Origin of the sequence: Bacillus pumilus, assembly GCF_038738535.1 — a bacterium.
GTDB lineage: Bacteria > Bacillota > Bacilli > Bacillales > Bacillaceae > Bacillus.
This window is the reverse complement of sequence record NZ_CP046128.1, coordinates 359,904-374,490: the sequence shown is the minus strand read 5'-3', so window position 1 is coordinate 374,490 and position 14,587 is coordinate 359,904. Positions and strand designations below refer to the sequence as shown.

Genomic DNA, 14,587 nt, shown 5'->3' with positions numbered 1-14,587 from the left:
TCTAAAGTTTACAAGACTGCTTCTCTATTTTTATGATGGACTATCTTTTGGATCAGCTGTGCATTTTGAGCGGCACATTCTTTGTTTTTGAACATGTCAGCGTGCTGACCATAGCCTTGATATTGTCGATAAGCGCCGGTCGTCGCAGCTTCCCAATTTTCCATCCAGTCTGGTATCGCAATTTGCTCTTCGGATTGGATGAAGTCAATGTCTGCTTGTATCTCTCCTTGGTTCACCCCCTTAACAAAAGTTTCATAGTAGGCTCTCGTTTTTTGAGCCAGCGCGTCTTGGATGAGCTCCGCTTGGGCAAGTTCACTTTGCTGCGACTGATGGACGATCGCTGCTATATCGTCATCAATGGATCGTCCTTCTAAATCACTTTCTCCTATTTTCTTATAGGAATCGATCATGATGACCTTTTCGACGGTCCGCCCTGCTTGTTCGAGCGATTGAACAAGCTCAAAGGCTAGGTAGCACCCGCCAGAGTATCCCATCAAAGTCAGCGGTCCTTCAGGCTGAAGGTGCTGGATATGCTGAACATATTGCGAAATTCGATGATCGGCTTCAATAAAGTCAAAGGCGATCAAACGAACACCATCAAGCGTTTTTGCGGCTTCCTGATAAATAAAGCCATAGCCTGGTAATGGCGGGAGAGCAAAGACTGTTGGCGTTTGAGATTCATTGAATACAAGATAGCCTGCGGCTTCCTGATCCTGCTGTTGAATATAACGGCTGATTGCTTCAATAGTAGGCGTCTCAAACAGCAAGTGAATGGGCACCTGAACATCGAATTCCTTCGACACCTTGGATAAAAGCGACATCGCTTTTAATGAATGCCCGCCAAGCTCAAAAAAATGGTCATCTGTGCTGATATCATCTCTTTCAAGCACTTCCCTCCACATCACAAGCAACTTTTGTTCTACCTCATTTACTGGAAGCTTCACATGGCGGTTTCCTTGAGGCGCCTCTGGCTTTGGCAGCTGACGTTTATCAACCTTTCCATTTGGCGTAAGCGGCATTTTCTCAAGTCTGATCAGCTCATGAGGCTGCATGTAAGCCGGAAGTTTTTCCTTCAGCCCTGACTTGATCACATCGAGTTTGTCCTTCCACTCCTCCTCACACGTCATATAGGCGAGCAGCCTTGTATGCTGCGTGTTATGCTGATCAGCTATAAGGGCAGCTTGCTTTACGCCTGGATGCATGAGAAGGTGGGCTTCAATTTCTGTCAGCTCAATTCGATGACCGCGAATTTTCACCTGATCATCCACTCTGCCTGCATACTCAATTAAACCGTCTGCTCGAAAATAAGCCAAGTCTCCCGTACGATACAGCCTTTCTCCCGCAGCAAATGGATGGGCGATAAAGGCTTGTTTTGTCAGATCAGGACGATTCAAATACCCCTTCGCAAGCCCTTTTCCGCTCAGGCATAGTTCTCCGACCATTCCAATCGGCTGAAGCTGTCCGTGCGGGCTCAATATATAAGCACCCGTCTGGTTGAGCGGCTTTCCGATTGGAATCGAACGCGTCTCTACCGGCAGAGCCTCATCTACTGGATAATAGGTGGCGAAGACCGTTGATTCGGTTGGACCGTAGACATTGATCAGTCTGTCTTTCCCCATGACATCAAAGGCTTTCCTCACATGCTGTACCGATGCCCGCTCTCCTCCGAACAGCACCTTGCGCACACTGCGCATCCAGTCGGTTTCTTCATCAACGAGGAGATTAAATAATGCAGTCGGAACAAACATGACAGAAATGCTTTCTCTTTTAATCAGCCCCGTCAGCTCGCCCATGTCTAAAATGATCTCTTTTTTCGGCAGGACAAGCTTCGCTCCGTTTAAAAGTGCGCCATACACATCAAATGTAAAGCCATCAAATACGCTGTTGGATAGTGACAGCAGTGTATCTGTTTCTGAAATGGTTAAGTAGTTCGTATTTTTGACCACCCGGGCAATATTGGAATGGGTCGTCATGATGCCTTTTGGCTGACCTGTTGTACCAGATGTATACATGATGTAAGCCGTATCGTGTAAGCCTGCTTCTAGCAGAAGATTCTCTGAGCTCATCAGTGAAATTTCCTGATCATCCGCAAACAGATACGTACCATCAAACGCAAGTGCCTTCGCCTGACCGATAAAGCATGAGTGAGTCAGAAGATGCGTTGCCCCGCTGTCTTTAAGCATGTATTGAATGCGGCTTTCTGGATAATCGGGATCAATTGGCACATAGATTGCGCCTGCTTTTAAGACAGCCAGCAGGCTGACAATAAGTTCAGGCGTGCGGTCGGCTAAAATGGCGATGACCGTTTGATGCGTGACCCCATTTTTTTGCAAATGCCTTGCCAATCGATTGGCTTGTTCATTCAGCTCCGCATATGTCATCGTGTGCTCACCTGCTGATAATGCCACTGCATTCGGCTGTTTGCGGACATTATGCTCAAACCATTTCGACAAATACAGCTGGTCATGCTCAAGCTCAGGCGCATTCCATTCCTCAAGAATCAGCTGCTTTTCCTGTTTCGTGACGAGTGTAAGTGTATGAACCGATTGATCGGGATGCTTGATCGCCTCGTTCATCAATAGACTCAGCTGCTCCTTTAACCGGTGGACAAATTGAGGATCAAATGCTTTTTGGTTAAAGGCCAGCTTCAATTGCAATTGTTCTCCTGGTGATGCCAGCAAATTGAGATCATAGTTCGATTTTTCATATACATTCATGTTTTCCACAGTAAACCCTAATCGCGCCTCTTGCTCGTCCTTCTTTGCGGCTGGGACGTTTTCAAACACGACAATATGATCAATGAGTGGCTGCTGACCTGTCTTTGCCTGAATATCATAAATCGGAATATATTGGTGCGGCTCGGCTGCAAGAGACTGCTGCTGAGTCTCTGATAGAAGAGAACGGAATGTCATGTCATCTGTCAGCTGAATTCTTCTTGGGATGACATTGATGAACAAGCCAACCATTCTGTCAACACCAGCCAAATCTGCCGGACGTCCCGACACAACCGTGCCAAACAACACATCATTTGAACGCTGATATCTGCTCAGCAGAATTGACCACACCGATTGAAGCACGCTGCTTAACGTGGCATTTTGCTGCAACGCTAACTCTGATAAAGCAGCCGTTTCTTCTTTGCTCATCGACCATTCCATTTCGCCTAATTCATGTTCATTCGTTTGTTTTCTCTGTTCTTTAAAGGTTGATTGTCCATCAAACCCGGCTAATGATTGCTGCCAGTATTGAAGTGATGCTTGTTTATCTTGTTTTTCCAGCCATTGAATATATTCTTTGTATGGTTTAACCGGTTCCAGCTTGTAAGGGATGTCATGCAAAAGTGCATGATAAATCGCAAATAACTCCTGCACCACAAGCCCAAAGCACCAGCCATCAAGGAGGATATGGTGATAGCTCCATATCCAGCGATAGCTGGCAGGGCCCGTTTGGAAAACGGATGCCCGCATGAGAGAATCCTTCGAGAGATCAAATCCTCTCAGCTGATCCTGTTGTTTAAATGTCTCAATACGTACAAGCTGTTCGTCTTCAGAAAGATCCTGCATGTCCACCACATCAAGCGTAAAAGGGCGTTTCTTCAGCACAACTTGGACAGGGCGCTTCACTTTTTCGTGGAGAAATACGGTACGAAAAATATCGTACCGCTCCACGATGACATTCATGCTTTTCTCAAGTAAGTCATGACGCAGTGTGCCCTTTACGTTCATATCCATTTGCTCTACATAAAATCCCTTTTCTTGATGATGGAGGGTATGAAACAGCATTCCTTCTTGCATCGGTGACAGATAATACATGTCTTGAACTTGATCCCTTTTAAATGAACTCATCTATTTCATCCTCCCTTCCCGTTTGTATGACTGATCTCGTGTTGTTAGGTCAATTTTTCCTCAAGCATGTCAAAAATGTCGTCCATTTCATCCATTTCAAGATCAGCCGCAGAGAAGTCACTTGGCGTAAATTCTCTTTCGTGCTGCGCTAAACAATGGGTAATGATGGATTGGATTTTTTCTTTCAACAATGCCATGAACTGCTGTATCGTTTGTTCTTCATATTCATCTGTACAATAGGAACACGACAACATGAATCGATTGTGTTGAACAAGACCACTGAGGTTCAGCTTATAGACAGCTTCTGAATCAGGGCTTGCTTGTCGTCCCATATCATAGGTGGACGGTCCAAAGAGTTCTGTCGTCACTTCCTGATCGATCTGCCCAAGATAGTTCAAGCTGATTTCAGGATGTACGTGCTGTCCTGACGGCTCAGTGGCTGTCATGTATTTCAAAATCCCGTAGCCAATTCCTTTATTTGGCACACGCCGCAGCATCTCTTTCGTTCCTTTAATAGCATCAGCTATGGTCTGATCCGGCTTTGCTTCAAGAACAACTGGATACATACTCGTAAACCAGCCAACCGTGCGGGAGACATCCAGCCCTGATAAAATATCCTCTCTTCCATGACCTTCAAGCTGCACATGTACATGGGACTTCCCTGTCCATTCCTGAACGGCAAGACCGAGAGCACATAGAAGAATATCGTTCATTTCCGTTGTATACGGTAGATGAATATCGGTTAAAAGATGCTCGGTTTCGGTTTCTGAAAGCTGCAACTGTACTGCTTTTGTTTGAGCAACTTTTCTTTTCGTTACTTCATGATCAACAGGTAAAGTGGTCAATGGCAGAGTGTCAATCTCTGTCCAGTACTCACTTTGGCTTTTTAACGGCTTGGACTGTGCGTATCGTTCGATTGCCTCTGCCCATTCTTTAAAGGAATGGGTTTTTGGCGGAAGAACGAGCGTTTGTCCTTGAGCTGCCTGCTGATAAAGAGACATAAAATCCTCTAGTAAAATTCGGCATGAAACACCGTCAATGACAAGATGGTGTGTCACGATGAGTAAGTGATCGCCATCTTTTGCACGGAAACAAATCACTTTCATGAGCGGACCTGTTTCGAGGTTCAGCTGACGCTGATACTCGTTGGCATATGTGGAAATGGCCTTTTTCACGTCGTGCTCTTTAGAGACATCATGAGAAATAATCGCAATCGATTCCGTGAGCTCCCGCTGATTGTATTGCAGAATGTCATCATGCTCTTGCCTGTATACCATGCGCAGTGCATCATGATGTGAAAGTAATTTCTGCATCACTTGTTCTGTAATCGAAAGGTCAAATCCGTTTGGCGCATGAAGCATCATCGAGAGATTCCAATGGTGCTGGTCACTGAATGCTCGCTCAAAGAACCAGCGTTGAATTGGAGTCAAAATGACTTCCCCTTCAACCGATGATTGGTCAGCTGTCAATTGATCGGCTTCTTCGATATATGGGCGCAGCTCCGCAATCGTTGGGTACTGGAATAATAGCTTCATATCGAACTTCCAGCCCGCTTGCGTGAGTCTGCTTGCCATTTGGATGCCTTTAATTGAGTCTCCACCAAGGAAGAAGAAGTGGTCGTGAATGCCAACTTGGCTCACGCCAAGGACATCTGCCCAAATACCGCAAAGCAGTGTTTCAACTTCGTCTCTTGGGGCTTCGTATGCCGTTTGGTTTGCTTCCATATCAGGCGCTGGCAATGCTTTTAGATCGACTTTGCCATTTGCCGTCATCGGCAGTTGGTCTAGCTTGATGATCCATGAAGGCACCATATAGTCTGGCAACGTGCGTTTTAAGCTTTCTTTTAAGTCTTCTGTTTCATTCTCCGTGATGACATATGCGGCAAGGGCGTCTTGATCGCTGGCATCTTTGACCGTTGTCACGACTGCTTCTTTGACTTCCACCAGCGCAAGGAGCTGCGCCTCAACTTCTGACAGTTCAATACGGAAACCGCGGATGTTGACCTGATGGTCTTTTCTGCCGAGGTAGATCAGCTCACCATCCTCTGTCCATTTCACCAAGTCGCCTGTACGGTACATGCGCTCGCCTGGATAAAATGGATCTGGGACAAATCGTTTCTCTGTTTCCTCTGGAAGATTCCAGTACCCTCTTGCCAGTCCTTTTCCTGCGATCACGAGCTCACCCGGTACGTCTGGCGGCGAGAGGTCGTATAACGAACCCATGATGTAGAAACGAGTATTGGCAATCGCTGTTCCGATTGGAAGCGTTCCTTGATCTGGGTTGATAATCCCGCTTGTCGCCACGACTGTGTTTTCTGTTGGGCCATAGTTATTGACGAGTTTATATGGAACAGGCTTTACCTGTTTCAGCTTGTCTCCGCCAGTCAGTAGGTAGCGCAGTGAATGATTGTCCATTGACATAAACTGCTCGCATAACTGGGTCGGCAGGAACGCAATGGTGATCCCTTTTTCATTGAAATACGTATTGAGCTTGATCATATCGAGACGAATCGCTTCATCGATGATGTGCAGCTCTGCGCCGGCGATCCACGACGGGAACATCTCCCAAATGGAGGCGTCAAAGCCAAAGCCGGCATATTTGGCGGTTCGATCCGCATTTGTCACTTGGAAGGCATCATTGTGCCAGAAAGCAAGATTGACAAGAGACTGGTGCTCGACCATGACACCCTTCGGCTGTCCAGTCGTTCCCGATGTGTAAATCATATAGGCGAGATCTGTTGGTTTCACATGTACCTGAATTTCTTGTGCTTCTCCTTCTACGGCATCTTCTATTTGCAGAACATGACCTGTGAAAGAAGTTGGTGCAGTCAGTCCTTTTTGCATCAGAAGCACCTCTGCCTCGCAGTCCTCTAGCATGTACGCAATACGCTGATCAGGATAATCCGCATCAATTGGAACGAATGCCGCACCTGCCTTCAGGACGCCAAGGACGGCTGCCGTCATGTCAAGCGATGGACGGGTGAGAATGCCGACGCGATCTCCGGGTTTTGTGCCAAGAGAGATCAATTTCTGAGCAACTATATTCGCCCGATTGTTCAGTTCCTCATATGTCCAGCTCGTTCCGCAGAATGTCGCCGCTTTTTGTAGGGGTGCCTCATGTACCTTGGCCTCAATCAGTGCATGGACCGTTTGATCTGACGTGACGTCTAGGACAGGACCTGACCATTCATTGATCAGTTCTCGTTTTTCCTCTTCAGTTAAGATCGATAGCGCTGAAATTGGCTGATTTAGCTTAGCCAGCATTTCGTCTATGATTTGTTCAAAATATTGACTCCAACGCTGAATGGTCTTCTTTTTAAACAGTGCCGTTGCATACTCAAAACGCAGGCCCACTTGGTCTTTTTCTTCAAATACACCGAGCGTTACATCAAATTTTGCTTGAACTGTTTCTTGCTGTTTTTGCGAAAGCTTGAGTCCATCCAGATCCGGTAACGTCAGGTCTCGGTCATCCGTTGTCAGCATGACACTAAACAATGGGTTGCGGCTCGTGTCTTTCGGAAGATCTAACTGTGCCACCAATTCCTCAAACGGGAATTCTTGATGTTCATAGGCTGCTAGGCTGCGATCTTTCATTTTTTCAAGCAATTGTGCTGTCGTTTCCTCTAACTGCACTTCATGTCGAAGAGCCAGTGTATTCACAAACATGCCCGGAACCCGTTCGATTGAAGCTTGCGTACGTCCTGCTGTCACAGCGCCTATAACGATATCTGTCTGCCCAGTTAATTTGGAAAGGAAAATGGCAAATGCCGTTTGCATGACCATGTTCAAGCTCACACCTTTTTCAGCCATGAGCGTTTTAATGGACTGCACCTTTTCAGCAGATAACCATCTATCGACGCGGTCTCCTTCAAATGACTGAACATGAGGGCGTGGAAAATCAAGTGGCAGCGCCAAATCTTCAGGCGGCTGAGCGTATTGCTCCAGCCAATATTGACGCTGTTTCTCGAGCAGCGCTTGCTGCTTTTCTTCCTGCTGCCATACCGCATAATCCTTGTAGTGCAGCTGAACTGGCGGTAATGTCTTTTTCTCATACAACTCTGCCAATTCTTGAATGAGCAAACTGCGTGTGACACCATCTGCGATGATATGGTGCATATCCATCATGAACACATATTTCACATCAGAAAGCTTCGCCACCTTTGCCCTCATTAATGGTGCTTGATATAATGAGAATGGGGTGATAAATGCGTCTATGACAGGCTGCTCATGACCTCTCTCTACTTCAACAACCTCTAACGTAAACGGCACTCGGCGATAGACTTTTTGAACTGGTACGCCGTCAATTTCTACAAAGGCTGTCCGCAATGATTCATGTCGTTCGATCAAGGCTTGCAGCGCTTCTTCTAGCTGCTTTACATCAAGGCTGCCTTCCATCATCAAAACGGCAGGCATATGGTAAGTAACTGCTTCTGGATGCAGCTGCTGTAACACATACATCCGCTTTTGAGCGGAAGAGACAGGATAAAAATCTTGCTTCTCCGCCGGATGAATGGATGTGATGTCCGAAGAATCCACTTCTTCCAAATAGGCTGCCATCGCCCGTATCGTTGGCTTTTCAAAAAGGACTTTGAGCGGCACATGCTTGTTCAGCTTGGCTTGTACCTTCGAAATGAGCACCATGCCTTTGAGAGAATGACCTCCCAATTCAAAGAAGTGACCATGAACACCTATTTGTTCAACCCCAAGTACTTCTGACCAAATGTCACACAGCGATTGCTCAAGTGCCGTTTCTGGTGCTGCATGCACCGCGCGGTTCATATGCACCTCGTGCGGAAGCGGCAGAGACTTCGCATCTATCTTTCCGTTTTGTGTGAGCGGAATGTGGTCGACTTTGACAAAGTACGTTGGAATCATATAATCCGGCAGTGTCTCCGCAAGCTTTTCTCTAAACGTCAGTGTTCCAATTGGTTCAGGCGCTGCGTAATAGAGTGCAAGCTCCGGTAAACGGGACATGTGAATTACTTTGACATACACCTCTTGAATGGATAATCGTGCACGCGCGGCATGCTCAATTTCCTGTTTCTCAATACGATAACCGCGGATTTTCACTTGATCATCTATTCTTCCGAGAAACTCAATGTCTCCATTTGCATGCTGTCTGACCAAATCCCCTGTGCGATACATTCGCTCCTGAGGATAATATGGATTTTCAAGAAAACGCTCTGCTGTTAATTCAGGCTGATTCAAATACCCTCTCGATACACCTTCCCCCGATATATAAAGCTCTCCAGGTGCGCCGTAAGGGACGAGGCGCTTCTGACGATTGAGTGCGAGCGCTCTTGTGTGAGCAATTGGCTGCCCGATCACAGAGCGATCCTTCAAAGCGCCTAGCTCTTGCGGTGTGATCAGCTTGGTCACAGTCCCAATAGTTGTCTCTGTCGGGCCATAGTGGTTCATCACTGCCACACATGGGTGCTGCTCCATAAACGTTTCAACATCCTCAGAGACAATCGGTTCCCCTCCAAGTATCACAAGGCGTAAAGCGTTAAATGCATGATCCTTCGAATCTGCCATCATATGAAATAAGGATGGTGTCATTTTGATATACGTCAGCTCTTGTTCATCAATTAAACGCATGAGACGCACCGGGTCTGTATACACATCTTCACGAGGCACATACAGTGTCCCTCCTGCTTTTAAGACAGGGAAAATGCTTGTGTAACCGAGATCGTATGCATAAGAAGAAAGCAGTGCCGTCCGATCGCATTCTTGCAATGTCACCTCATTTGTCAGCCAGTTGACATAGTGTGATAGATTACGATGCGTGAGCTGTACACCCTTCGGCTTCCCTGTTGTACCAGATGTGTATATTACATAAGCGAGCTGATCGGCTGAGCCTTCCGGCAGATCTAGCGAGCGGCTTTGCTGCACTGCTTTTTCTACCTGCACCACCTGAATCGACTTGTGATCTTGATAGGAACCTGCAAGAGACTCATTTGTCACGATCACTTGTGCACCTGAATCTTCTAATGTGTAACGGATACGTTCCGCAGGGAAGGCCGGATCAATTGGTACAAATGCACCACCTGCTTTCATCACACCAAGCATTGAGACGATGACATAGACAGAGCGGTCAAGAATCAGTGCTACAGTCTTTTCTTTCTCGACGCCTCGTACCTTCAGTTCACTGCCAAGCGCATTTGCCATGTCTTCCAGCTCGCGGTAAGTGAGCTTCCGTTGATCATCCATCACCGCAATGGCATCTGGTGTTTCCTTTACCTGACGCGAAAATTGGACATGGAAGGGCTCATGACGATTCGATTGCACTTCGTCTTTTTTCTCCAATCGCTCTATTTGCTCATGCTGATCAAGGATACGGAGCAAGCCGATCTGTTCATCCGGGTGTTGGACCGCTTCACGAATAATCGCTAGAAGATGAGTTCCGAACCTGCGGACCGTCTCTTCTTTAAATAATGCCGCTGCATAGTCAAAGCTCAGCTTTAATGCTCCCTCTCGTTCAAATGCTTCTAGAGACAAGTCAAATTTGACAGAGTGATGCTGAATGGCATAAGGCGAAATGTGCAGATCGCCGAGCTTTAGCGCTGGAACCTCCATGTTCTGCATGTTAAATGACACGCTAAAGAGCGGGCTTCGGGTTGTATCACGATCTAGCGGAAGGCGTGCAATTAATTCTTCGAGCGGATAGCTTTGATGAGCAAAAGCGTCAACACTCGTTTCTTTTATTTCTTCAAGCAGCTGTAAAAATGTTTTCGTTTGTTCTGGTTTTCCGCGCATCGCAACGGTGTTGATAAACATCCCCGGCATGTCCTGTATATCAGGATGTGTCCGTCCTGCAACAGGGGAACCAACAATGATATCTTCCTGGCCGCTATAAGTGGCAAGCAGCACTTGAAAAGCAGATAACAAGAACATGTACATGGTCGTATCTGTTTTCTGAAGCAATTCATGAATCCGCTGAGTTGTCGCTTGATCACAACCAAACATGAATCGTTCCCCGGAAAAATCACGTTCCGCTGGACGCGGATAATCAGTTGGCAGCTCTAATACCGGCAAGTCCCCTTCGAATTGCTTCAACCAATATGCTTCATGCTCCTTCTGTTTCTCCGTCTCTTCTTCACTTAACTGCCAGACAGCGTAATCTTTATAATGAATGGCTCTTTCTGCAAGAGCTTCTCCATCATAGGCCTTCGCCAAATCTTGAATGAACGTCTTCATGGAGCTGCCATCTGTAATGAGATGATGTGCTTCCAAGACGAGAAGATGACGGTTCTCACTGACCTTCAACAACTGAGCTCGCAATAGAGGCGCAGCTGTTAAATCAAATGGTGTTTGACTTTCAGAAAGGAATGCCTCCGCCTCTTCTTCCTTGATGTCATGAACGGGAAGGTCAAATGCAGTCCATTCATTCACCCTTTGGACGATGTCTTCTCCATTTATATGAAAACTCGTTCTTAAGATTTCATGCGTTTGGATCAACTGATCAAACGCCGATCTGAGCCGCTGATATTCGAGTGTCCCTTCAACCGTTAAGACGATCGGAATATGATAATTCGTGCTGTCAGGTTCAAGTGTCTGCAAAATGTATAAACGGCGCTGGGCTGGTGATACCGGATATTCTTCCGCCTGCTCTGCTGGTAAAATAGGATGCCCCGTTTCTTCTTGACCGTCCTGATCGATGTACGCCGCTAATGAACGAATTGTCGGCTTCTCAAATATCACTTGAATCGGTACTTCCTTTTGAAGCACCTCTTGAATTTTCGCGGACATCATCATCGCTTTGAGAGAGTGCCCGCCAGCCATAAAGAAATGTTCATCTACTCCTACCGTTTTCCCAAGGAGCTCCTCCCAAATTTGAGCAAGTGCCTTTTCCGTCTCCGTCTCAGGCGGAATGATTTCCTTTTCATCCCGATGCGCGTCCGGCTTTGGTAAAGCTTTTCGATCTACCTTCCCGTTCGACGTGAGCGTAAAAGCATCCAGCTTCATCACATGGTGCGGCACCATATAAGCTGGCAGCTCTTGATTGAATAAATCCCGCACCTCTTCTTCTGTCATTGTCCCTGTGAAGTAAGCGGTGATTTCCTTTTCACCTGAGGAAAACGAATGGACAAGCACAACCGCATCATCTATGCCCGCTTCTTGCTGAAGCACTGTTTCAATTTCACCAAGCTCAATACGGAAGCCTCGAATTTTCACCTGATCATCTGTCCGGCCGAGGAATTCGATCTGGCCATCCGCGCCATATCTAGCCAAATCTCCTGTTCGATACAAACGGCCTGACGGCTTAAAAGGATCTGCCATGAACACTTGATTGGTCAAATCTGGACGATGGAAATACCCTCTTGCGACACCATCTCCACCAACATACAGCTCTCCTGGCGCTCCAATTGGCTGCAATCTTTGATCATCATCTAAAATATAAGCTGACGAATGGTTGATCGGCTGGCCAATTGGGATCGGCCCCGTTTCATCTCCTCTTACTTCGTAAATGGTCGAGATGGTTGTATTTTCTGTTGGGCCATAGGCATTCAGTAAGACAAGTGCTGGATGATGCTGTTTCACAAGCTCCGCACTCTTCACATTGATGACGTCACCGCCTGTAATTAATGTGGTTAATCCTTCGAACATTTGCGGCCGCTGCTGAGCGAGCTGATTAAATAATCCAGTTGTTAAAAAGAGCGCCGTCAACTGATGTGTTTGGATAAATTGTTCGAATCGATGGATATCCAATAAAGTATCACGGTCAACAGGATAAAGCGTCGCCCCATTTAGCAGCGTGGTAAATATCTCAAAGGTAATAGCATCAAAGCTAACGGCCCCTGTATGCGCCATACGATCCGACTGGGTCAAGCCTAATTTCTCCTGAGAGCAAGCCAATCTCACAATATGCTGATGCTCAATTTGAACCCCTTTTGGCTGTCCAGTTGATCCTGATGTATACATGATATACGCCAATTGAGATGGAGACGTCCGGGCTGATAAATCCACGTGTGAGTGATGAGGCTTACTCGTCACATGTACAGCCTTGATATGTTCATCAACTGGCGGCTGATTGTCAGCATGAAGCAAAATGGATGCGCCGCTGTCTTCAAGCATCCATCGGATTCTCTCCTCAGGCTGGGAAGGATCAATCGGCACATAAGCAGCCCCTGCGTGCAGAACTGCTAAAATGGCGATCACCGCATCTGTTGATCGGTTCATATACACCGCGACAGCATCCCCCGGCTGTACGCCGTTTTCAACAAGACTGCCGGCTAAACGACGGATTTCTTGTCCAAGCTCCCCGTACGTGAATGTTCGATCGCCTTCAACTAATGCCAGATAGTCAGGCTGCGCCTTCATACGTTCATTAAGCAGCTCAGGAATAGACAGATGCTTCGGATAATCTCGCTCTGTCTGATTCCACGCTTCAATCTGCTGCTTCTCCTCTTCTGTGATACATGTCACATCATGAAGGCGTACATCAGGGTTTTGGATGATTTGCTTCATGAGATTGGTCAGATGTTTTGATATGTTTTCAATGATCTTTTCTTCAAAAGCTATGGCGTTGTATTTGATTTTCAATGTCCACGTTTCACCTGGATAAACAAGGACATTTAGGTCGAAATTCGTTTGTTCAAATCCGTCCTTTACATCAATGGAAAAACCAAGCCGTGCAGACATGGTATCACCAGACAGCTCCTGATCTAAAGGATAGTTCTCAAACCCAACCAAATGATCAAAGAGCTGCCCTCCAGCAGCTGTCTTTTGCTGAATGTCATAAAGCGGCATAAAATCATAGTTTTCCGCTTCCAGTGCATGCTGCTGAACCTTTTGAAACAACTGTTTGAACGTCTGCCCCTGATCCAATGTCACCCGAACGGGTATCGTATTGATAAACAGCCCTGCCATGCGCTCAATCCCAGATACACTAGGAGGTCTGCCTGATACAACGGTTCCGAATGTCACATCATCTGCTGCATGATAGGTGCCTAAAAGAACGGACCAGACCGCTTGGAACAAGTTCGGTGCCGTCACTTGGCTTTGTCTTGCCACATCTTGAATGGCTTGTACCGTATGAGCATCCCATGTAAACGTCCATTCCCGATGGTCGTATTGTCCGTTCGATTCTTTTTGCTGCAGCAGTCCTTGATGTTGAACAGCGCCATCTAGACGCTTCTTCCAATAGCTTTCCGCTTCTTGTTTATTTTGCTTTCCAAGCCAATGGATATAATCTGCATAAGGCTTACCCTGTGAGCGATCCGGCGTTCGACCGTTCCGATAAGATTCATAGTAATGAAACAGTTTTTTCATTAAAACACCCATGGACCAACCGTCCATGATGATGTGATGGTTGCTCCAAATCAGATGCCAATTTGTTTCATTTAGTTGAAAAACAGCGACCTTCAATAATAGATCATTCGTTAAGTGAAATCCTTGCTTTCTCACTTGCTTTTTATATTGACCCAATACCTTTTGCTGCTCTTGATGATTCAGATGAGATAGATTTTCTCGATACACATCTAGATGACGTTCAGCCAGTACAACCTGACGAGGCTTTTGCAATTGTTGATAGACAAAGGCTGTACGGAGAATGTCATATGTCCGTATGAGCTCATTGAGACTTTTTTCAAAAAGAGCGAGATCAAACTCTCCGCTTATTCCAAGCTCAAGCTGTGTGAAATAAGAGGAGGAATTAGGGTCTAGCATGGCATGATACAGCATGCCCTCCTGCATGGGTGTTAAAGGATATACCTTTTGAATCTTCTGCTTGCTCATAAGTCCACC

General features: G+C 46.4%; 2 protein-coding genes. Both read right to left on the bottom strand.

Translation table 11 applies throughout. The annotated features are described in order from the left end of the window. Positions 1-8 precede the first annotated feature (8 nt). Positions 9-3,842: a non-ribosomal peptide synthetase gene (locus GKC25_RS01865; protein WP_268496460.1), complete on the bottom strand. Its 3,834-nt coding sequence runs from the start codon at positions 3,840-3,842 to the stop codon at positions 9-11. 44 nt (positions 3,843-3,886) lie between these two features. Next, positions 3,887-14,578, bottom strand: a complete 10,692-nt coding sequence (locus tag GKC25_RS01860; RefSeq protein WP_342689892.1) for an amino acid adenylation domain-containing protein — start codon at positions 14,576-14,578, stop codon at positions 3,887-3,889. Positions 14,579-14,587 lie beyond the last annotated feature (9 nt).

What these genes read in the sequence shown, in the direction of transcription:
- GKC25_RS01865 (WP_268496460.1), bottom strand. Translation starts at nt 3,842, where the DNA reads ATGAGTTCATTTAAAAGGGATCAAGTTCAAGACATGTATTATCTGTCA.
- GKC25_RS01860 (WP_342689892.1), bottom strand. Translation starts at nt 14,578, where the DNA reads ATGAGCAAGCAGAAGATTCAAAAGGTATATCCTTTAACACCCATGCAG.